The organism is Bordetella tumbae (assembly GCF_965139195.1).
Lineage (GTDB): Bacteria > Pseudomonadota > Gammaproteobacteria > Burkholderiales > Burkholderiaceae_B > Bordetella_A > Bordetella_A tumbae.
Genome location: NZ_CBCSJH010000014.1, coordinates 72060 through 94002 on the forward strand (window position 1 = coordinate 72060; position 21943 = coordinate 94002).

At 56.5% G+C, this 21943-nt stretch carries 18 protein-coding genes and 1 pseudogene; 9 read left to right on the forward strand and 10 right to left on the reverse strand.

Going from position 1 to position 21943, the window contains the following annotated elements:
- Positions 1 to 257: hypothetical protein (locus ACNA0J_RS16070; RefSeq protein WP_415819878.1), on the forward strand; the 257-nt coding region annotated here is incomplete at its 5' end.
- Positions 258 to 889: 632 nt separating this feature from the next.
- Here ACNA0J_RS16070 and ACNA0J_RS16075 read toward each other — a convergent pair.
- Positions 890 to 1096, reverse strand: coding sequence for a cold-shock protein (locus ACNA0J_RS16075; protein WP_094823955.1), 207 nt, complete (start codon positions 1094 to 1096; stop codon positions 890 to 892).
- 273 nt (positions 1097 to 1369) lie between these two features.
- On the opposite strand from ACNA0J_RS16075, the gene ACNA0J_RS16080 reads away from it, so the two are divergent.
- Positions 1370 to 2536: a pyridoxal phosphate-dependent aminotransferase gene (locus ACNA0J_RS16080; protein ID WP_415819879.1), complete on the forward strand. Its 1167-nt coding sequence runs from the start codon at positions 1370 to 1372 to the stop codon at positions 2534 to 2536.
- Between the two features lie 112 nt (positions 2537 to 2648).
- Here the strand turns inward: ACNA0J_RS16080 and ACNA0J_RS16085 are convergent, their stop codons facing one another.
- From ACNA0J_RS16085 to ACNA0J_RS16105, 5 genes are all read right to left on the reverse strand, one after another.
- Positions 2649 to 4175 (reverse strand): tripartite tricarboxylate transporter permease, encoded by a 1527-nt coding sequence (locus ACNA0J_RS16085; RefSeq protein WP_415819880.1) that lies wholly within the window; start codon positions 4173 to 4175, stop codon positions 2649 to 2651.
- Positions 4172 to 4609: a tripartite tricarboxylate transporter TctB family protein gene (locus ACNA0J_RS16090; RefSeq protein WP_415819881.1), complete on the reverse strand. Its 438-nt coding sequence runs from the start codon at positions 4607 to 4609 to the stop codon at positions 4172 to 4174. The genes ACNA0J_RS16085 and ACNA0J_RS16090 overlap by 4 nt, the downstream gene beginning before the upstream one ends.
- Before the next feature lie 170 nt (positions 4610 to 4779).
- Positions 4780 to 5778 (reverse strand): Bug family tripartite tricarboxylate transporter substrate binding protein, encoded by a 999-nt coding sequence (locus ACNA0J_RS16095; RefSeq protein ID WP_415819882.1) that lies wholly within the window; start codon positions 5776 to 5778, stop codon positions 4780 to 4782.
- A 114-nt stretch (positions 5779 to 5892) separates the two neighbouring features.
- Positions 5893 to 7308: a sensor histidine kinase gene (locus ACNA0J_RS16100; RefSeq protein WP_415819927.1), complete on the reverse strand. Its 1416-nt coding sequence runs from the start codon at positions 7306 to 7308 to the stop codon at positions 5893 to 5895.
- A 25-nt stretch (positions 7309 to 7333) separates the two neighbouring features.
- A complete protein-coding gene (locus ACNA0J_RS16105; protein WP_415808232.1) occupies positions 7334 to 8011 on the reverse strand; it encodes a response regulator in 678 nt (225 codons plus the stop codon).
- A gap of 448 nt (positions 8012 to 8459) precedes the next feature.
- Between ACNA0J_RS16105 and ada the strand changes: the two genes are divergently transcribed.
- The 4 genes and pseudogenes from ada (at position 8460) to ACNA0J_RS16125 (ending at position 13685) form a co-directional block, all read left to right on the forward strand.
- Complete coding sequence (gene ada / locus ACNA0J_RS16110) at positions 8460 to 9554, forward strand: bifunctional DNA-binding transcriptional regulator/O6-methylguanine-DNA methyltransferase Ada (protein ID WP_415819883.1); 1095 nt, start codon at positions 8460 to 8462, stop codon at positions 9552 to 9554.
- Positions 9555 to 9627: 73 nt separating this feature from the next.
- The gene (locus ACNA0J_RS16115; protein WP_415819884.1) at positions 9628 to 11493 is read left to right on the forward strand and encodes a HAMP domain-containing protein; all 1866 of its coding nucleotides are present in this window, start codon (positions 9628 to 9630) and stop codon (positions 11491 to 11493) included.
- 12 nt (positions 11494 to 11505) lie between these two features.
- Positions 11506 to 11880: pseudogene (locus ACNA0J_RS16120) on the forward strand (response regulator); the annotation flags it as partial.
- A gap of 41 nt (positions 11881 to 11921) precedes the next feature.
- Positions 11922 to 13685: a monovalent cation:proton antiporter-2 (CPA2) family protein gene (locus tag ACNA0J_RS16125; RefSeq protein ID WP_415819885.1), complete on the forward strand. Its 1764-nt coding sequence runs from the start codon at positions 11922 to 11924 to the stop codon at positions 13683 to 13685.
- 29 nt (positions 13686 to 13714) lie between these two features.
- Here the strand turns inward: ACNA0J_RS16125 and ACNA0J_RS16130 are convergent, their stop codons facing one another.
- The 3 genes from ACNA0J_RS16130 to ACNA0J_RS16140 all read right to left on the reverse strand — a co-directional run bounded on the left by ACNA0J_RS16130 (position 13715) and on the right by ACNA0J_RS16140 (position 17478).
- Entirely contained in the window at positions 13715 to 15460 is a 1746-nt protein-coding gene (locus tag ACNA0J_RS16130; RefSeq protein WP_415819886.1) for a protein kinase domain-containing protein, read from the reverse strand.
- A gap of 49 nt (positions 15461 to 15509) precedes the next feature.
- A complete protein-coding gene (locus tag ACNA0J_RS16135; RefSeq protein ID WP_415819887.1) occupies positions 15510 to 16322 on the reverse strand; it encodes a formate/nitrite transporter family protein in 813 nt (270 codons plus the stop codon).
- A 244-nt stretch (positions 16323 to 16566) separates the two neighbouring features.
- Complete coding sequence (locus ACNA0J_RS16140; RefSeq protein WP_415819888.1) at positions 16567 to 17478, reverse strand: LysR family transcriptional regulator; 912 nt, start codon at positions 17476 to 17478, stop codon at positions 16567 to 16569.
- Positions 17479 to 17573: 95 nt separating this feature from the next.
- Here ACNA0J_RS16140 and ACNA0J_RS16145 point away from each other — a divergent pair, with 95 nt between their 5' ends.
- On the forward strand, positions 17574 to 18320 hold the full coding sequence (locus ACNA0J_RS16145) for a sulfite exporter TauE/SafE family protein (RefSeq protein ID WP_415819889.1): 747 nt from the start codon (positions 17574 to 17576) through the stop codon (positions 18318 to 18320).
- A 60-nt stretch (positions 18321 to 18380) separates the two neighbouring features.
- Positions 18381 to 18830 (forward strand): sel1 repeat family protein, encoded by a 450-nt coding sequence (locus tag ACNA0J_RS16150; protein ID WP_415819890.1) that lies wholly within the window; start codon positions 18381 to 18383, stop codon positions 18828 to 18830.
- Positions 18831 to 18881: 51 nt separating this feature from the next.
- Here ACNA0J_RS16150 and mnmE read toward each other — a convergent pair whose 3' ends face one another.
- On the reverse strand, positions 18882 to 20240 hold the full coding sequence (gene mnmE, locus ACNA0J_RS16155) for a tRNA uridine-5-carboxymethylaminomethyl(34) synthesis GTPase MnmE (RefSeq protein ID WP_415819891.1): 1359 nt from the start codon (positions 20238 to 20240) through the stop codon (positions 18882 to 18884).
- A gap of 113 nt (positions 20241 to 20353) precedes the next feature.
- Here mnmE and ACNA0J_RS16160 point away from each other — a divergent pair, with 113 nt between their 5' ends.
- Entirely contained in the window at positions 20354 to 21940 is a 1587-nt protein-coding gene (locus ACNA0J_RS16160; RefSeq protein WP_415819892.1) for an ABC transporter substrate-binding protein, read from the forward strand.
- Positions 21941 to 21943 lie beyond the last annotated feature (3 nt).

Sequence of the window (21943 nt, forward strand, 5' to 3'; positions counted from 1 at the left end):
AACGCCAAAAGAACTCTTATCCACAGCCAGCACCCCCCTTACTCCCCCAGAGCCTGCCAAACCAACCTATCCACACCCTGCCTCCCAAAACCACACTCACCAAACGTTATCCACAAACCCTCCACCCACAAGAAGCCCCCACCACTCACGCCCTGTTTCACCTGAAACTTGCCACCACAACTTGTCCACAAACTCCAACCTCCACGTTCAGCCCGCCTTATCAACCCAGTGGATATCTTTGCGACATCAAAGAATAAAAAAGCCGAGTTGAATAACTCGGCCCCTTATTCGAAAACAACCTCTCATCAAAACACCCGACCCATCGTTCCGGCACTGATAATCACAAATCTATCCACAAATAATCTCGCCCCTTATAAAGCCCAAAACCACACAGAAACCCCCCAAATAACCCCTGGGGATATCTTTGTGAACAACTGAGCTTTCGGCGCCCGAATCCTCGGCACACAAGCACAGAAAATATTGATTCTGATGGAACCTTTCCTGCGAACTCGTCACAGGCTTGCCGCCTTAAGCCTTGAAAAACCACGAAAAAATGCCTGAGCTCGGATAAACAGAATAACAATCAGCCTCGATAGCTTGAGCACTATGGGCCAAGATATCTATATAGTATTTCTGTGCAAAACCCAGGTTTCACGCCACCGAGGCGCCCTCTAGCCCGAAACTCGCCCCACCGCCAGATGCGAGCCTTATCCACAAACTTATTCCCAACATTATCCACAGGGTGACATTTACCCCGTTATCCCTGCCGGTCAGATTGCGAGCGCATCAAGTTCACACATACAAATGCGACAACGCCCCGGAGCCATACAGCCACGGGGCGTTGCAGCCAGGTAGAACCTGGCTCACGGGAAAAGCGGGATTTCCCGAATTAAAGCGGGCGAATTTCGGCCGCTTGAGGTCCTTTCGGACCATCCTTGACTTCGAACTCCACTTCCTGGCCTTCGTTCAGGCTGCGATAACCGCGTCCCTGAATGGCCGAGAAATGTGCGAATACGTCCGTACCGCCGGCGTCCGGCGTAATAAAGCCGAAACCCTTATCGGCGTTGAACCATTTGACTTTGCCCTTCTGAACCATTTGTGTAGCGTCCCGATAATAAAAATGAATGCTAGTGAATCAAGGACGCCGACTAGAAATAGGCTCGTACAACGCTTGAATCAACTGCGAGACTTAGCATACTCACGCATCTTTGACGAAACAAATAGTTGTTTACCCGTATGTCGCATTTTTTCCATATCTGCTTTGAGGCAATATATCGGTCATAAATCGGGACTAATCAAAACCGCATTCTCGAGTTAATGGGATACTTGCCCGTTCGCTTTTTATTTCACCCCTAGCTGCATTATTGCCATGATCCGATCCAAACTGCCTGATGTGGGCACCACCATTTTCACCGTCATGAGCCGTTTGGCTATCGAACATCAAGCCATTAATCTCGGACAGGGTTTTCCTGATTTTGACCCGGATGCCCGTTTATGTGATTTGGTATCGCGTGCCATGGCCGCAGGACATAATCAGTACCCCTATATGCCTGGGGTAGCACCATTGCGCCAGGCCATTGCGGAAAAGACCCTGGCCCTTTATGGTCACCGCTACGATCCGGAAACCGAGATTACCGTCACGAGCGGTGCCACTGAGGCCCTGATGGCCACCGTATTGGCGGCGGTCAACAGCGGTGATGAAGTCGTTGTCATCGAGCCCTGCTATGACTCGTACTTGCCAGCTATCCGTCTGGCCGGCGGCACGGCCGTACCGGTGCCCTTGCGTGCACCAACTGAGGCAGACCCGTATTACCGCATTGACTGGCAACGCGTGCGCGATGCGATCACGTCCCGCACCCGGTTGTTGATGTTGAATTTCCCGCACAACCCCACAGGCGTCGTGCTCGAGGAAAGCGATCTGGATGCCCTCGAGAGCATTGTTCGAGATACCGGTATCTTGCTGCTATCAGACGAAGTCTATGAACACATCGTGTTCGACGGAAAACCGCACGCCAGCCTGGCCACTCGGCCGTTGCTGGCGGAACATGCGTTTGTCATTTCCTCGTTTGGCAAGACCTATCACACCACGGGCTGGAAGATCGGCTATTGCTGCGCCCCGCGTCAACTCAGTGCCGAGTTGCGCAAAGTCCACCAATTCATGGTCTTTACCGTGTCGTCGCCCATGCAGTTTGCATTGGCGGAATTCATGCAGGATCCCAAGCCCTATACCGAACTGCCATCGTTTTACCAAGCCAAACGGGACCGGTTGACCGCCGGGCTGGCCAATACCCGCTTCAGACCTTTGCCCAGCCCCGGGACATTTTTCATGTTGGCCGACTACAGCGAGATCTCCAGGCAATCCGAGGCAGACTTCGCTCGAGATCTGACGGTGCAACACGGCGTCACCGTCATCCCGCTATCTGCCTTTTATCAACATCCCGACGCAGAGGCCTCTAATCACCACCTGGTGCGTTTTTGTTTCGCCAAGAAGGACGCAACCCTAGATCAGGCGATTGAACGCTTAGCGGGCGTTTAAATCGGTTTAGCCGCCATTGGCAAAGTGGCGGATGTGGCGATGGTTATATCGCCGCCCAAAATAAATGGGGTCGGAAGACACAGTGCCTTCCGACCCCATTTTACTTCCCGCGTCAGGCGCTGGCTTGTTCTACCTTGCGGCGCTCACGCAATTTGCGTAGCGACTGCGGAACCACCACCACAGCAATCGCGGCAATCCACAGGCCGATCGACACGGGGCTTTGATACAGCACGGCCACATCGCCGTTCGTGATCGACAACGCACGGCGCAGGTTCTGTTCCATCATGTCGCCGAGGACGACCCCGAGGACCAATGGCGCCATGGGCACGCCGAACTTGCGCAAGAAATAACCAATCGTACCGATACCGACCACCATCAACAGGTCAAACGTACCGGAGTTGATCGCATAGACACCGATGAAGCTGATGCTGAGGATACCTGGCACCATCAGCCAACCAGGTACGGACAGTACCTTGGAGAACACACGAACCATCGGTACGTTCATCACGAACAACAGGACGTTCGCAATGAACAACGAAGCAATCAGGCCCCACACCAGCTCGGGCTTGGTATCGAACAATACCGGGCCCGGCGTGATGTTGTAGAGCGTCAGCGCGCCCATCATGACGGCCGTCGTACCCGATCCCGGAACACCCAGCGTCAACATCGGCACAAAAGAACCAATCGCCGACGCCGTCGCGGCGGATTCCGGTGCAACCAGTCCACGCATATCGCCTTTGCCAAACTTGGCATTGGGATCTTTGCTTTCGATGATGCGTTTTTCCTGGGAGTAAGCCACGGCTGCGGCAACGCTGGCGCCAGCGCCAGGCAATACCCCTACGCCGAACCCTACCAGCGAGCTGCGCACGATGCTCCACCACGTGAACGCCAACTCTTTCAGGTTGAATAGCTTGCGACCGCTGGACTTGACCTCGACGCTGTGTCCGGCCACGACCTTTTCCAGCATCTCCAGCATCTCGGCCACGGCAAACAGCGCGATCACCACCACCACGAAGTCGATACCATCGGCCAGGTGCACCGAATCGAAGGTGTAGCGATACACACCCGAGTTGGAATCCACGCCGATCACTGCAATGCCCAAACCTATCATCGCAGCCAGTACGCCCTTGATGGGTTGTTTACCCAACAGACTCGTCAGGCAGCAGAACGCGAAAACCATCAGCACAAAGTATTCGGCAGGACCAAACGCCAATGCCCACTTGGCCAGCATCGGGGCCAGCAAAATGATGCCCGTCACGGACACGATCGCGCCGACAAACGCCGAACATGCAGACAACGACAATGCGACGTTAGCCAATCCTTGACGCGCCAGTGGATAACCATCCAATGTCGTCATGATGGCGCTGGCTTCGCCAGGCACATTCAACAGAATCGATGTAATACGTCCGCCGTATTCGGCTCCGACATACACCGCGGCCAGCAGGATCAAAGCGGTTTCAGGCGGCAGGTTCATCGCGAATGCAATCGGAATGAGCATGGCCACGCCGTTGATAGGACCCAGGCCTGGCAAGACCCCCACCATCGTGCCGATAAAAGAACCGATCGCCGCAACCAACAGATTTGTCAGCGAAAATGCGACGCCAAAACCAATGGATAAATGATCGACGATGCCGCTCATAGCAGATCTCCCAGCAGACCGGCGGGCAAGACAACATCCAGCGCTCTGTCAAACAAGAAAAAGAAGAAAACGCCCATAATCACGCCGCCGGTCACGCATTTCAGCCACGCGCCGCCAAACAAGCGGCCAACGTAAACCGTCATCAACGCGGTCGCAATGATGAAGCCCAACCACTGAAACAGAAACGCATAAGCCGCCGCGCCCAACACCATCAACGCAATACGCGAATTGGCGCCGGGAGGATTCCCCTCGACGGGGTTGCCGCCCTTGATTGCCAGACGCAGCCCGCACAACCCGATCATCAAGGCGATCAGCATCGGGAAGGCGCGCGGCCCGACAGGCTCGTAAGCGAAAGGTGCTTCGATACCCCAGCCGGCCCATGTCATGAAGGCAGCCAAGAGCAGGGCACAAATGCCCAGAGTTCGATCAGTCATGATCTCTTGTCCTGAAATCGGCGCGCCGGGGTTCACGCGGTGCATGCATGGCGACCAAGGCGGCGCAAAACAGGGCGTCGGATGCTGACGCCCCCAAAAAAGGTCGCCACGCTACGCCCTCGGCTTGCTGCTGCCTCGGGCGCTTGGCGGCAAAACCTACAAATTGCGTTTTACTTTTTGATCAGGCCGAAGCTATCAGCCAGCTCTTGGTATTTTTGTACTTGTTCTTTGACGTAGGCATCGAGCTCAGGCCCCGTCTTTTGGAACGGAAACAAGCCCTGTTGATCGCGCAGCTTGGCGTATTCCGGCGCGGCCATCGTCTTGTTGAAAGCATCGACCCAGAACTGGTAGTCCTTGTCCGAGACTTTCGGACCGACATAGAAGCCACGGATGATGGGCCAGGTAATGTCGTAGCCCTGCTCTTTCGCCGTAGGAACAGTATTGAGTTTGCCAGGCAAACGTTCGTCGTTAAACACCGCCAGCACGCGGATCGGCGCACCGCCTTCGAGCATGGTGAAAGCCTCGGCAGCGTCACCCATGTATGCCTGAATATGGCCGCCGCGCAATGCCGTTACGGCTTCGCCACCGCCTTCGAAGGCAACGAAACGCATTTTGCGGAAATCCACACCCGCGGCTTTGGCTGTCAGGGCGGCTTTCATCCAATCCTGGCTGCCTACCGTACCGCCTGCGCCCAGCACGATCTTGGTCGGATCCTGCTTGAAGGCTTCCATCAGGCTCTTCAGATCTTTGTAGGGGGAGTCATCGCGCACCACGGCCACGCCGTAGTCGGTACCGATGCCTGCCAACCAACGCACGTCATTGACGTTGTACTTGCCGAACTTGCCTTGCGCCAGGTTCAACAGCGAACCGCCCGAGAACGCCACGATGCTGCCAGGCTCGTCAGGATGTTGTGCAACGATGTTGTTGTACGCCACCGCGCCAATGCCGCCGGGCATGTAGACAATCCGCATGGCGGATTTCAGTGCGCCGCTTTGCTTGAGGCCTTCGGTGGCCAAACGGCAGGTCAGGTCAAAGCCGCCGCCAGGCTGAGCGGGAGCAATACATTCGGGCCGACGGGGTTCGTCGGCAGCGTGGGCAGTTGCCATACCCAAAGCCAGGGCACATGCCCCAAATGCTGCGGCCAGGCGGGCTTTCAGAAAGAGTTGCATCTTGCGGTCTCCGTGAATCGCTTTTTAGATGTCATCGTGAGCCGACCATGCCCACAAAACGGGACCATGGCCAACGGATCGCAACCGTACTCAATCCGGCCTTTCCGGAACCTTTCAATTTCCCGCAATTTCGTGCCGCAGTGCAGCATTCGGGAACGAACCTAGGGTAAACACTAATGCCGCACGCAGTCCTGGCTGCGGTTGCCGGTTCTCCAGCACGAATCGGCCACCATGAATTTCCACAATCGTTCCGACGATAGCCAACCCCAAACCGGCCCCAGGCTTGTTTTTGCCGGCGGCACCACGGCGGAAACGTACGCTGGCTTGGGAAATGTCTGCTGATGACATGCCTGGCCCGGAGTCTTCAACGGTCACCCGGGCATAGCGCTCGTCCGCGTAGACCCGTACGGTGACCTGGCTTGCGGGTGCCGTATAGCGGATTGCGTTGTCCACCAGATTGCTGAGGGCTTCACGCAGCAACCAATCAACACCTTGGATGCGAACGGGCAGACTCGAGGCCTCAAGTCCCAGATCAAGGTGGCGTGCTCGTGCAGCGGGCAGCAATGTGCGAATGACGTTCTGGGCGATATCCACCAGGTCGACGTCTTCGGGGACCAAGCCGGCTTCGCTCAGCGACGCATTTTTGGCGCGTGCCAGCGCCAGCATCTGGTTCGTGGTGCGCACCGCTCGATCCAGGCCCTCTTGCATGGCAAGCAGCGCTGTACGTATTTCGGTCGGGTCGGTTTCCCGCAGTGCATAAGCCGTCTGGGTCCGCAAAACGGACAAGGGCGTGCGCAATTGGTGCGAAGCGTCGTCCAGGAACTGCCGCTGGACCCTCGCCTGAGCCGTAAAACGGCTCATGTGCAGATTTACGGCATCGACCAAGGGGGCGACCTCACTTGGGATGTCCGGCGCGTCTACGGGGCTTAAATCGTCTGCTGAGCGCTTTTCCACATCCTGGCGTAACCGCTCGAGAGGACGCACCGCCCGAAAAACGCTCCAGACCACCACCAGCACCACAATCAGTATCACCACGATGTCGCGCTCGAGCGCACGTAATAACGACTGATTCAGAAAATTTTCACGGGTTTCCAGTGATTCGGCAACCTGCACGATGACCCGGCCACCGCGGTTGTTGTACAGCGGGGGATCCATCGGCCGGGCCAAGGCCGCGACACGCAACGATAGGCCTTGGTATTGCGCGTCAAAAAACTGCGGTTGCCCTGAAATCAAGGGCTTGCCCGGCAAAGGCAGGTCCTGGTTGCCGATTTCTGCCAAACCGTCTTCCGTGGCAATGCGGTAATACACGTTGCCGTTGGCAGTGAGCTCGAAAAATTCGAGCATCAAATACGGCTGCTCGAGACTTAGTCCACCGCTGGCTGTGGATATGTTGTGATCGATAGAACGCAGTGCTCCCGCAAGGGCACGGTCATATGCCTGATCCACCTGGTTGCGCAGTTGATAATTTGACAGCCACAAAGCTATCAACATGATGAAAACCAGGGCCGGAATCAGCCACCACAACAACAATGATTTCAGGGTGCGATGGCGAGGCCTAAGTTTCAAGAATCGCCTCCAGGCAGTATCCCATTCCTCTCAGCGTCACAATTTGCACGCCCGTATCGGCGAGTTTTTTTCGCAGCCTGTGTACAAGTACTTCGATGGCTTCCAGGTTGATATCTGAGTCATCTGTCTGAATGCGATCCAGGATTTGCTGTTTGTTGATCGGTTCGCCACTGCGTTGGATAAGTACGCGCAGCACAGCATGTTCACGGGGCGATAACTGTAACGGCTGACCGCGCACGGTAAATCGCTGTGCAGAAGTATCCAGCACCAGATCACCCAGTGCCAGCCGCGGATGTTCCCGCCCACGGCTGCGGCGGATCAACGCGATCAATCGTGCTTCGAGCTCCTCGAGCACAAAGGGCTTGGGCAAAAAATCATCGGCCCCCTCATGCAAGGTATCGACACGTTCGGCCAGAGAGTCGCGTGCAGTCAGTACCAGAACAGGAGTCCGGTCGTCGCGAGCCCGGATTTTCGCCAGCAGGGTATGGCCGTCCATACCGGGCAAGCCCAAATCCAAAATGACTGCATCGAACTCTTCCACAGCCAATCGTCTTTCGGCCACCAGGCCATCGTCAGCCCATTCAACAACAAAACCGGCATGCCGGGCCAGGCTGCGGGATAACCACCGAGCCAATTCGGATTCGTCTTCTATGAGGAGGATACGCATAGCTTATTTTTGCACCGCTTGGGCCTGGTGGGAGTGCATGTTTGTTTTTCTCTTTTCTTTTTCTTTATATAAAGACTAATGATTAATAGAGTCTGTGGATAACTGCATCAACTCAAAAAAGCCATTCTATTTCATGAGCTTGTAGCGGTTTTTGGCTGTGTAGCAGTTCTGTTTAGCGCTGCGGACCAAGTTGAACAACTTTTTGGTCCCGGCCAAAAAAGCCGGTTTGTTCAATTTACGTCCACACGCTGTGCACAGTCCTGCTTTCTAGAGGTTATCCACAGGGCGTTTTTGGGTCGAATGGGCTTCTGTGGATATGGTGTGAATACTTACTTTCACGAATTCTTGGCCACTAAAAAATTCAAGCGCAAGAATGAGATGTCTTGCGCTTGAATTCGGGTTTACAGTGAAATCCATTGCTTTGAATGGCGCTTTTTCCAGGTGAATCATGTCGAATTCGGCAGACCCATGCGATACAGGCTCATACACGACTGACCAGGCGCGTTGGCTGGCAGTACAGAACCGGGACCCCGTGGCGGATGCATATTTCGTCTATGCCGTACGCACCACTGGGGTGTATTGCCGGCCCAGTAGTTCGGCGCGTTTGCCGCGCCGTGAGAACGTGCTGTTTTTTGATACGCCCGAAGCAGCCGAAGCGGCAGGTTTTCGCCCCAGCCGGCGAGCAAGCGCAGATCGCACTACGGCCGCCAGCCGTAGGGCAGAACTCGTTGCCCAAGCCTGTCGCCAGATAGAACTAGCGGAAACACCTCCTAAGCTGGAAGCGTTGGCCATGCAGGCTGGTGTCAGCGTTTTTCACTTTCATCGCTTGTTCAAGGCTGAAACCGGCCTCAGTCCAAAGGCTTATGCGGACGCGCTTCGTGCCAGGCGACTACGCGACGAATTGGCGGGCGCGCCAACCATCACCCAGGCCATTTACGATGCTGGATTCAATTCCAATAGCCGTTTCTACGCAGCATCCGACCATCTGTTGGGGATGCGCCCCAAAGACTATAAGTCTGGCGGAGCCAATACAGGCATACGTTTTGCCGTTGGTGAATGCTCACTTGGGGCTATCCTGGTGGCTCGTAGCCAGCGAGGCATCTGCGCGATCTGGCTGGGCGACGACCCTGACCAATTGGTACGGGATCTGCAGGACCGTTTTCCATTTGCCCAAATAAGCGGCGATGACCCTGTGTTTGAACAGTGGGTAGCGCAAGTGGTGGGATTGGTAGAAGCACCCAGCCTGGGGTTGAATTTGCCGCTTGATGTTCGTGGAACGGCATTTCAACAACGTGTTTGGCAAGCGCTGCGGGACCTCGTGCCGGGCGCTACGGTGAGCTATGCGGAAATCGCCGAGCGTATCGGCGCTCCCAAGGCTGTGCGCGCGGTGGCGCAGGCGTGTGGCGCCAATCAATTGGCCGTGGCAATTCCCTGCCACCGTGTCGTCAGACGTGATGGGGACATTTCGGGATATCGCTGGGGCGTGGCGCGCAAGCGTGAACTGTTGCATCGCGAATCGCAGACGGCTGAAATAGGCGAATGAAGCCGGCTATTTCAGTTTTTATGTTCTAGACGAAAGCAGATACACTGCCCGCCTCTTTCGCTGACAGCACACCATGACGCCTTCAGAATTTTTCGTGGGTCTAGACGGGTTGCCCACATTGCGAGATCGCCTGCCTACCCGGGTGATCGCGAGCCTGTTGTTTTCTCTGGTCGTGGTCTTGATGTTGTTAGCGTGGATGCTGTCGCTATCGCGCGGGCTGGAACGCGCCGATGCTGCGACGAAAGAGATAGGCAATCTGCGCATGATGGCAAATCAAATTGCTATCGCGCTCATCCGCCCCGATGCGGACCAACATGCCGCATTGGATCAAGCGTTGCATGTGCAAGATCAGGCTCTAATGCTCTTGGCCAGCGGGAGCCCCTCCAAACCGCTACGATTGCCGTATGTCGCACATATTCGCGAGCAACTGACCACCGTTTCCCGACTATGGACCCAACATCTCAAACCGGCTGTTGCCGAGGCTGAAAAAAACGGCGAGACGAATACTTATCTGGACAGCCTGCCGGCGTTCATGACAGAGACAGATCGGCTGGCAGGCATGATTGAAATGGACAACGACAAGAAAAGAACGCTGCTGCGTTTTTTTCAAGGCGTCATTGCAGTGATTGGCAGTGTCGGTACGGGTCTGGCTATTTATCTGTTGTACGTCTGGATCATCCAACCGATGCTGCGTTTGCGGGAAGGGTTGCATCGGTTGACGGCGGGACAGTTCAATACGCGATTACCCGTTAAAACACGTGATGAATTCGGCGTGCTGGCCCACGGGTTCAACTTGATGGCAGACAAGTTGGAGCATCTGTACCTGGAGCTGGAAAACGGCGTACGCACCAAAACCGCCGAACTCGAAAAGCGCAATCGCGAGATTGCCTCTTTGTATGTCGTGACGGCCTTTCTGAACCTGCCTAACGACATCGAGTCAATTTGCCAGGGTTTCTTGCAACGGGTAATCAGAGAGTTTGCTGCTGCCGGCGGAACGGTCCGCCTGATTGAACGGCCCAACGAGCATGCACATGTGGTTGTGTCCGAGGGTATTGCCTCAGACGGCGACGAACTTGTGTCCGACACGATCAGCGCGCATGCCGACTTGGCGGTTTATCGCACTGATGCGCGAAGTATTGCGACGTTTCACATCATCGCCCGTGACGAGAACCTGGGATCGTTTACGTTGTACTTTGACGCTGAGCGCGAGTTGCTGCCCAGTGAAACTCAATTGTTGGAGACCCTCGGTCAACATCTGGGCGTTGCCTTGGATAATCGCCGCCTGGAGGCCAAAGCCCGGCAATTGGCAGTGATTCGTGAGCGCAGTCTGATGGCGCAGGGCTTGCACGACAGTATTGCGCAGGGTCTGAATTTTCTGAAGCTGCAATTGCAATTGCTCGAAGACGCCATGCAGCGCGCAGATTACGCAGATCTGCAGCAGATCGTGCCGTTGCTACGCACTGGAGTCGATGAAAGTTATCAGGATGTGCGTGAGCTGTTGGTGAACTTTCGTACCAAGCTCGATCAGGTCGAATTGTCGGTTGCCATCGAAGATACGATCGAACGATTTAAACGGCAGACCGGCATTGTGATCGATCTGGATACGCAGTACAAACGGGGACGTCCGTTATCGCCCGAGCAACAGTTGCAAGTATTGTTCATCTTGCAAGAAGCCTTATCGAACGTTCGCAAACATGCTCAGGCGGACCACGTGCACGTGACATTACGCAATGCCTGTGATTTTGCAATGAATATTGCCGACAATGGCGTAGGCTTTCTTATGGATGATATCCATCACGGTGACGAAAATCACATTGGATTGAATATCATGCGTGAGAGAGCTGCGCGGTTGCATGCTGAGCTGGAGATCTCATCCCAACCGGGAGCAGGAACCACCGTGCGGCTGGTATTGCCGCATTCCGAACGTTCAGTGGTCTGAATCTGCGACATTATGACTATCCGTATTATCTTGATTGACGATCATGCCCTGTTTCGATCGGGCGTGCGATTGCTTTTGCAACGGCAGCCCGATTTCGATGTCGTCGCAGAGGCGGCCGATGGCATCGAGGGAGTCAAGCGCGCCAAAGCGTTTCAGCCCAACGTGATTCTGCTCGATCTGAATATGCCTGGGCTGTCGGGTTTGGAAACGCTGAAGCTATTGGTCCAGGATGTGCCAGATGCTGCCGTGCTGATACTGACCGTATCCGAAGAAGCAGACGAACTGGCGCAGGCGTTGCGGGATGGTGCGCGTGGTTTTTTAATCAAAAATATTGATGCCACCACATTGGTGGCTGCCATTCGGCAGGCAGCCGAAGGTAAATTGGTGCATACGGGCGAAGCGTCCGGTCAACCGGACAAGGGGATTTCATGGCAGTAGAAGGCGACGCAAGCGAACTGGCCAAGGTGGTCGTGCTGCTGGGCGCGGCAGTCGTGGCGGTACCGATCTTTAGGCGTTTGGGTTTAGGATCGGTCTTGGGCTATCTGGCAGCCGGCCTGGTGATCGGTCCGTTTGGCCTGGGTCTGTTTCGGGATCCCCACACGATATTGCACACGGCTGAATTAGGCGTCGTGATGTTTCTGTTCATCATCGGTCTGGAGATGCGTCCATCGCACTTGTGGGGGCTGCGCAATGAGATATTTGGTCTGGGCAGTCTGCAGGTATTGATTTGCGGCTTGCTGTTGACAGGCGTAGGGGTCGCGTTCGGGTTTCCGCTGGCCGTGGCGTTCATCAGTGCCATGGGGTTTGTCTTGACCTCTACCGCCATCGTGATGCAGTTGCTCGGTGAGCGTGGTGATATCGCAAAACCTCGTGGGCAAAAAATCGTCTCCATCCTGCTACTGGAAGATTTACTGATCGTGCCATTGCTGGCATTGGTGGCGTTTATTGCGCCGCCCGGTGCGCATCAAGAAGTCGCGACAGCCGAATCGCGCTGGATCGATATCGGGATAGGGGTTGGTTCCGTCGCGGCATTGGTCGTCGCGGGCATATGGTTGTTGAATCCGCTGTTTCGCTTGCTGGCGCGTGCCAAAGCTCGAGAGGTCATGACCGCGGCGGCATTGCTCGTGGTGCTGGGCGCTGCATTGCTGATGCAATGGGGTGGCCTATCCATGGCGATGGGGGCATTTCTCGCCGGCGTCTTGTTGTCGGAATCGACTTTCCGTCATCAACTGGAAGCGGATATCGAACCTTTCCGCGGCCTGCTGCTAGGTCTGTTTTTCCTGGGTGTGGGCATGTCGCTGGACCTCACGGTCGTGGCGCAGAATGCCCCGCTGATCGTGGCCGGGGTGCTGTCCATGATGCTGGTCAAAGCATTGTGTATTTATTGGACCGCGCGATTGGCTAAAAGCACTCGTGCAGAGGCAATAGATCGCGCCATATTGATGGCACAAGGGGGCGAATTTGCTTTTGTCTTGTTTGCCGCCGCATTGGCCAATGGTGTCATCGATCCCATCGTCAATGCCAATATGACGGCCATCGTGGTGCTGTCGATGGCGCTGACGCCGTTGGTGGTGTTGATCCACAAACGCTGGATGCCGCGTACGAATCTATCCACTGACGATCTGGAGGCGCCAGAGGACCAGATCGGGAATGCCCTGGTGATCGGGTTTGGCCGTGTGGGACAAATTGCCAGCCAACATATGTTGGCGATGGGGGCTGAAATCACCATCATCGACAATGACCCGGAAATGATACGTAGCGCCGCCACGTTCGGGTTCAAGGTGTATTACGGTGACGGCACGCGTACCGATGTATTGCATGCTGCTGGAGCAAAGAACGCGCAAGCGATCTTGATCTGCGCGGACGGCAAGGACACGGTGACACAAATGGTCGAACGCATCAAGGCCATGTGTCCGCATTCTGTGGTGTTGGCGCGTGCTTTTGATCGTGAGCACGCACTGGATCTGCATAAAGTGGATGTAGATTTTCAGGTCCGCGAAACGTTTGAGTCTGCAATGGTGTTGGGCAGGCAGGCCACGCAGGCTTTGGGCGCGACACCTGAAGCCGCAGAAGAAATTGCGGATGAAATCCGTAAACGCGATGCCGAACGTTTCCAACTGGAAGTCAACGGCGGACTATTCGCAGGGCGTGCTTTATTGCTGAATAATCAGTCCAAAGAGTCGACACATTGAATGCACTGGCGATCGTGATCCACGGTGGTTCAGCGTAACGCCAACAACGCGATGATCACGATCGCCAGCATCAGGCTCAGGCCTTTCCAGAACGCCAGCGGATTGCGTTCAAGCAAAGGGACATACGTGTTGTCGATGCTGGCATGCGGGTGTTGCAAGGCATAGACGAACTCTGACAATTCCTGATAACGCGATTGTGGGTCGGGGTGGACTGCTTTGCTGAGAACGCGATCTACCCAGGTGGGAATGGCGCGGTGCTCGTCCAGCGCGGAGTCATACCGTAAATAGCGTTGTGCCGCGCGCGTCCGGGTTTTGGCGATTTGTGTGCCGTAGGGTAGACGGCCCGTCAGCATTTGATAAGTAATCACACCCAGGGAATAAATGTCGGAAACTGTCGAGCCGGACTCTCCCACAAAGTATTCAGGCGCAGTGTATTGAGCAGTACCCAATATGTGAGGCGTATCGTTGAGCGTGGCGATTTCCGCGATACCGGCAACCTGCGTCGAACCGAAATCAATGATTCGGGCGGTGTCCTGTTCGTCGATGAGTATGTTTTCAGGACGCAGATCCTGATGCACCATTTCCTGCCGATGAAAGGCCTGCAGGCCTTTGGCGATCTGTTCAACGATGTGGATAACTTGTTCGAGCGCGGGTTCGGGGTGGTTTGCCATCCATTGCGTCAACGTGATGCCGTGCAGATATTCACAGACGGTATACAGGTGTTGACGCGGATGCGTTTGTGGCCAGGCTTTGACCACGTGGCGGCTATCGATACGCCGGGCGATCCATTCCTCCATCAGCAGCCGTTCCAGATAAACGGGATCGTGACGCAAGTCTAACGAGGGTATCTTGATGGCGACGTGGTTTTCGGTATCGAGATCTATGGCACGATAGACGTGGCTGCGGCTGCTGGCGTGTAACTCTTCAATGATGCGAAAGCCCTCGAATAGCATGCCTGCCGTCAATAGAGGCGGACAGGGCAAGGTCCTGGCCTGAGAAGCCATTTCGCTGGCATCGGCCGCGGGCAGCGCATCTATCCGTACGATTTGGACCGTCAAGTTATCCACACTGCCGCAGGCATAGGCGAGTTCTGCCAGCGCTTGGGCAGCGTTATCCAGGGCATCGGGGTGGGTCGTGATGGCGTTGATGATGTTGTCGCTGTGGATATGTTCGTAGACACCATCTGTGGCCAGGACAAACACATCCCCTATTTCGAGACGCTGTGTGTGATAGTCGATCTCCACATGGGGAGACATGCCGAGTGCACGGCTGAGATAGCTCTTGTCGTGTGCGACCCAGATTCGATGATCCTCTGTGAGTTGTTCGACGGCGCCATGGCGCAAGCGAAGAATACGAGCATCGCCGATATGAAATAGATGCGCGGTTGTGGATTTCAGTATCAGTACGCTCATCGCGCATACGTAGCCGCGATCCTGATCGTGACGATGCTGACTTTGACGCGTCTGTGCATGCAGCCAGGCGTTCGATGCGTGTAAAACGCGCTGGGCGGATTTTTTGACAGACCAGGTTTCCGGTGTGCAGTAGTAGTCTTCGATGAAACTGGAGACAGCGGTTTCGCTGGCGATATGGCTGACGTCGCTGCTGCTGATGCCATCGGCCAGAGCGACCGCAATGCCCTTGGTGTGCAGCAAGGGCCGATCCGGAATACAGAGGCTGTGGAAATCCTGGTTACCGGATTTGCGGCCACGATCCGAATATTGGCCTGTCGTCACCTGCAATTGGGTGACGGCAGGACCTGTGTTCGCGCGATCCATGGGCGGTGAGCCGGTATCTTTGACGATGACGCGATTATCGGTATTGCGATCAATCAAAACGGCGTTTGGGGGCGGTTCTCATGTGGGTGGTGTATAGCGTCAGCCCAGTCAACGAAATCCCGCCGACCAGGTTACCCAGCACCACCGGAATTTCGTTCCAGATCAGATAATCCATGACAGAGAAATTTCCACCCAGGATCAACGCTGATGGGAACAAGAACATGTTGACCACCGAGTGTTCGAAACCCATATAGAAAAACAGCATGATGGGCATCCACATGGCGATGACCTTGCCGCTGACGCTGGTAGAGATCATGGCGCCAACCACGCCCAGCGACACCATCCAGTTGCACAGGATCCCACGGATGAAAATCGTCAACATGCCGGCCGCGCCGTATTCCTTGTAGCCCAGTGTGCGGTTTTCACCGATGTGCGAGATGACTTCACCGACCTTACCGGCAGGAATGGAAAACCCATAAGTAAAAATAATGGCCATGAGGACGGCGACGGTCAGTGCGCCGATGAAGTTGCCAATGAAGACGACGCCCCAGTGTTTCAGGATGACGCCGGGAGTCACCCCGGGACGCTTTTCCAACCAAGCCAGCGGGGTGAGCATGAAGACGCCCGTCAGCAGATCGAATCCCATTAAATACAACATGCAAAAGCCCACGGGAAACATGGCAGCTCCCAGCAGGGGAGAACCGGTTTGCACATTGATCGTCACGGCGAATACCGCAGCAATGGCGAGGATGGCGCCTGCCATGCAGGCGCGGATCAAGGCGTCGCGCGTTGCCATGTAGATCTTCGATTCGCCTGCATCCACCATCTTGGTGACGAACTCTGAAGGAGCCAGATAGGACATATTGGTTTCCTGTAGCGGACAAACGGATTCTGTCGTTTAAGAAGCATGCTCGGACCGCAAAGGCCAAGGTGCTATTGCTTGGGATAGGAACAAGCCGTGATGCCAAACGGTATTCGGCGTCAGAGATCAAGCAACAAGCGTGCCAGTGCGACGGAATTCATCCCGGCTATCGAAGAACCAATGTCACAAAAGACCTTGTCTGAAGGCATTCCTCAATGTGGTGCGCAGGACCACAAATGGTGCATCACGATGCACCGATGTGAGGCGAGTTCGGGACTGCACCCAGATGAGCGAGGAGGCTTCGCATCGGCGCAGACAATTCGCGCCAGTCCCGAAAGCACGCACACAGCTGCCGGCACGCCCAGTCTTCGGCTAGCACGACGGTGCGATAGTCGTGTTTGCGACGATAGCGTTGCGCAATCGTCTGCGGAACGATGCCCATGCCGACACCATGAGCCACCATCTCGCAGAGCCCCTCAAAGGTTTTCATACGGATCCGCAGGTTCAGGGGTTTACCTGCCGCCTGGGCATATTGGTTGATGTGGTCTTGCAGTGCGTTGCCTGGAGCCAGTCCGACAAAAGATTCATGCAGAATGTCCGTCAAGCGGAGATTGCGCTGGTGTGCCAGGCGATGTCCGGCAGGCATGATCAGAACGAGGTGGTCTTTTGCGATGGGTTGCCGTTGCAGGCCGGGGGCGTCTACGGCGTCGGATACGATGCCCGCCTCGGCGAGACCGGCAGTAATGGCGGTGATGATTTCGGTGCTGGTGCGTTCTTTCAGGTCGATATGCAATCGAGGACGTGCGGCGAGCCAGGGGGCGAGCCGTGGTGGCAGGAATTCGGTGAGCGCGGCCGTGTTGGCATAGAGATGCAAGGTGCCGCGCGCGCCTGTGGAAAAGTCTTTCAGCTCGGTTTTGAGCAGATTTTGTTGGCGCAGGATCAGGCGGGCGTGATGAGCCAGCGCTTCGCCTGCTTCGGTGGTGATCACACCGCGTGAATGGCGCTGCAGCAAGGGGACCTCCGCATCGGCCTCTATGTTGCGCAGCCGTTCACTGGCAGAGGCCAGCGCCAGATTGGCGTGTGCGGCGCCTCGGGTAATGCTGCCCGCATCCACGATGCAAAGGAATAGATGAAGATCCGCCAGATCGAGCCGCATGGTGTCTCCTGCTGTCTTTTTGCCTTCGGATAATCCGAAGGCAAGTACCCGAAAACCGCATTGTGCCAAGTTGCGAGTGAGACTCCAATAGGAGCATGAATGAATCTGCGAATTTCTATTTTTGGTTCACGTTGACCTTTTTGGCGGCTGGGCTGGTCAAGGGTGTTACAGGCATGGGACTGCCTACCGTAGCGATGGGCTTGTTGGGCACCGTTATGCCGCCTGCGGCAGCCGCCGCGATATTGGTCATCCCATCATTTGTGACCAATGTCTGGCAATTATTGTCCGGTCCGGCAACGGCACGCTTGCTGCGCCGGTTGTGGCCGATGATGCTGGCGATTGTGGTGGGGACAGTGGGCGGCGCTGCGCTATTGGTGCGGGTCGACCCATTGTGGTCCGCATTCTCTCTGGGTGTGGCGTTGATCGTCTATGCGTTATACGCCCTGCTCGGCCCTGCCCTGTCTGTCTCTGTGCGGGCAGAACCCTGGTTGTCGCCCGTGATCGGCGTTGTAACGGGAGCGATTACCGGCGCGACCGGAGTGTTCGTCATGCCGGCGGTGCCCTATTTACAGGCACTTGGTTTGGATAAAGACGAATTGGTTCAGGCCCTGGGGCTGTCCTTCACCGTGTCCACCATGGCTTTGGCGGCTGGCCTGATGGTGCATGGCGCATTTCATCTGAACCAACTCGGGGTTTCCACGTTGGCGATCGTTCCGGCGCTGATAGGCATGTGGGCTGGGCAGAAAGTTCGGGCACGGATCAGTCCCAAGCGGTTTAAACAATGCTTCTTGATGTTCTTGGCGGTGCTGGGGTTCGAGTTGGCATCGCGGCCGTTCTTTTGATCGGTGACATGCGGTTTGCGCCGTGATCTGCTAAGTCTAATTTTCGACAAGGAGATTTCCATGATCTCAGTATCGTTTCTCAATCGGACTGCACGTGACAGCCGATCGCGTCGAGTCCACGCGTTGATGCAATGGTGCTTGGCGGCGAGTCTCGCCTTGTACGCCGGAACGCACGCGCAAGCGGCCGAGCATACATCCGTTACACCAGAGCAGGCCTACCAGCTCGCCCTGGAAGCTAGGAGTGTGGGGGATTACCCTGCGATGTTGATATTGCTGCGACAAGCAGGCTATGCCGGAGACCTGCCTGCCCAGGAAATGTTAGCTAGCGTGTTGTTGGCGGGACCGGTGTTGTATGGGGATTCGATTTCGGGCGGTCTGTGTGAGGCGATTCATTGGAGCCGGCGGGCCACCGAGCAAGGCAGCGCGGTGGCAAAGCATCAGGACATGATCTTGAACGGTTTACGCGATCTCCCGCTGCAGCGGGAGATTTGTTTCGCCAGGGAAAGGTAGCCGAGCCCGCGATGGAGAGCGAGATTCGATTCGACCGGCCGGAAAGGCGAATCACTTTCCAATACAAAAACTGGAAAAAATCTCACCTAACAAATCATCGCTGGTAAACCGTCCCGTAATACTGCTCAGGCTGTCATGCGCCAGGCGCAACTCCTCGGCGAACAAATCCAATACGCGGTCATCCTGGGCCGCGTGTTCGGTGGCAGTGGTCAAGTGTTCGGCCGCGTCCTGTAATGCGCGTACGTGGCGTTCTCGGGCCAACCAGGGGGATTCTGCGCCGGGGTTCCAGCCGGCCAAGGCCAGCAGCTTGTCGCGTAGCGCGTCCAGCCCTACCCCTTCGCGGGCAGAGATACCTAACTGCTGAGGGCCCGCCACGAAAGGCGTATCGAGCAGGTCCACCTTGTTGAATACCGTCAACAAGGGTGTGCGTGCCGGCAGGCGGGCGACGATTTGCGCGTCGAGTTCGTCGGCCGGTTGGGTTGCATCCTGCAAATGCAGGATGACGTCGGCGCGTTCGATTTCTTTCCAGGTGCGGGCGATGCCGATGCTCTCGACGGTGTCGTCGGTCTCGCGCAGGCCGGCCGTATCGACGATGTGCAGGGGCACGCCATCGATATGGATTTCCTGCACGACCTTGTCGCGGGTGGTGCCGGCGATCGGCGTGACGATGGCGATGTCGTCGCCGGCCAACGCGTTGAGCAGGCTGGACTTGCCCACATTGGGCTTGCCCGCCAGTACGACGTGCAGCCCTTCGCGCAGGATGACGCCTTGGCGCGCCTGCGCGATCAATGTGGCGAGGTCTGCCGCCAGCGCCTCCAGCGTGGGACGTGCCTGGTATTTCTCTAGAAAATCGATTTCCTCTTCGGGGAAATCCAGTGTGGCTTCGACCAGCATGCGCAGGTGAATGATCCGATCCGATAGTGCATTGACCTGCGCCGAGAATTCCCCTGACAGCGAGGCCATGGCGCCGCGCGCCGCGGCTACTGATGAGGCATCAATCAAATCGGCAACAGCCTCGGCCTGGGCCAGATCCATGCGATCGTTCAGAAAGGCGCGGCGAGTGAATTCGCCAGGCTCGGCCAAACGCACGCCCATGTCCGCGCCCGCCTGCAGGCAGCGATCGAGGATGCGCCGCAATACGGCCGGCCCGCCGTGGCCTTGCAGCTCCAGTACGTCCTCGCCCGTATAAGACTGGGGAGCGCGGAAATAGATAGCAATGCCTTCGTCCAGGTGTTCGCCGGTTTCTGCGGTGAAGGGCAAATAATGGGCGTGACGCGGTGTGAGTTCGCGGTTGAACAGGCGGCGTGCCAGGGCCGATAAATCGGGGCCGGAAACCCGGACAACGCCAATGCCGCCGCGGCCTGGCGCGGTGGCGATGGCAGCGATGGGGACCTGTGTGGATAAGGACATGGGGGGATTCATTCAAGACGGCAATAAGGGAATATAACTGTTGCGCACGCGCCTGTTTGCTGGTTAATGTGCCCTAGGCAGTCCAACCTACAGCACAGGCTAGGGAGAGCACGATGGCGTCACATTGGTTACGTTTATTGGCGGGCGGGACATTGACGGCTGTAATGGCACTGGGGGCGATGAGTTCCGCTGTTGCGCGCGATCTGGTGGTGGCACTCAAGACCGAGCCCAGCTCGATGGATCCGCAATACCATGCGTTGACGCCCAATACGCAGATCTCTCAAACGCTGTTCGATCCTCTGGTGCGCTCGGATTCCAAGCTGCAGCCGATCCCTGCTTTGGCAGAGTCCTGGACGGTAGACGGGAACGTCTGGACCTTCAAGCTGCGCCCGAACGTCAAGTTCTCGGACGGCTCGCCGTTTACGGCCGACGATGTCGTGTTTAGCTATGATCGCATCCCAAAGGTTCCGAATAGTCCGTCGCCGTTTACTTTGTATTTGGGCTCGGTGGCCAAGACCGAAGCGGTGGATCCGCTGACGCTGCGCATCACGACGAAGTCACCTGCGCCAAATCTGCTGATCAACTTGGCGCAGTTGCCGATTCTGTCCAAGACGGCGGCATCCGGACCCGCTCCCGAAGGTAAAACCACGACAGAACTCAACGGCGGCAACGGGCTGGCGGGGACGGGCCCTTATAAATTCGTGTCGTGGAAGCGTGGTGCTGAGCTGGTCTTCGCCCGCAATGAAAATTACTGGGGCCCTGCGCCTGCATGGGATCGGGTGATCTATCGCCCGATGTCCAACGCGGCGGGCCGGGTGGCGGCGTTGTTGGCCGGGGATGTGGACTTGATCGAAGATCCTCCAACGGATGATCTGGCCAATCTGAAAAAGAACAAGAAGCTGTACATCGAAGAAACGCCATCGGTGCGCGTGATGTATGTGGCGATGGATCAATTCGCCGAACCTACGCCGGGCATCCCGGGCCTGCAGAAAAATCCGCTGAAAGACAAGCGTGTGCGCGAGGCGCTGTCGCTGGCCATCAATCGCGATGCCATCGTCGATCGCGTGATGGGCGGTGTGGCCAAGGCCGCGGGCAATATGCTGCCCTATCCCATGTTCGGTTCGTCTAAAGAGCATGCCGAGGCGCCGAAGGCGGATGTAGAGAAAGCCAAGGCCCTGTTGAAAGAGGCCGGTTATCCCGATGGGTTTGCGATCACCTTGGGTGCGCCGTCGGGCCGCTACGTGAATGACTCCAAGGTCGCGCAGGCCGTGGCGTCCATGTGGTCGCGCATTGGCGTCAAAACCAACGTCGAAGCCTTGGCGCCCTCGGTGTTTTTCAAGAAGCGCGACAGCTATGAATTCAGCGCCTATCTGGCGGGCTGGTCGGTAACCAGTGGCGAGATGTTGAACCCCTTGGCCTCGTTGCTGATGACGCGTAATCCCGATGCGGGCGAGGGTACGACCAACCGCGGGCGTTACTCGAACCCGGAGATGGATAAGTTGGCGCGTGAGGCCGCCGGGACGATGGATGACGCCAAGCGTTCGGCATTACTGCAACAGGCCAGCAATATGGCGATGGATGACTATGCCCTGCTGCCCTTGCACTTTGAGCTGTCCGTATGGGCGATGAAGGACGATGTCCGTTACCAGGGCCGGCCGGATCAGACTACCTTGGTGCAATACGCGACCGTAAAGAAGTAAGCC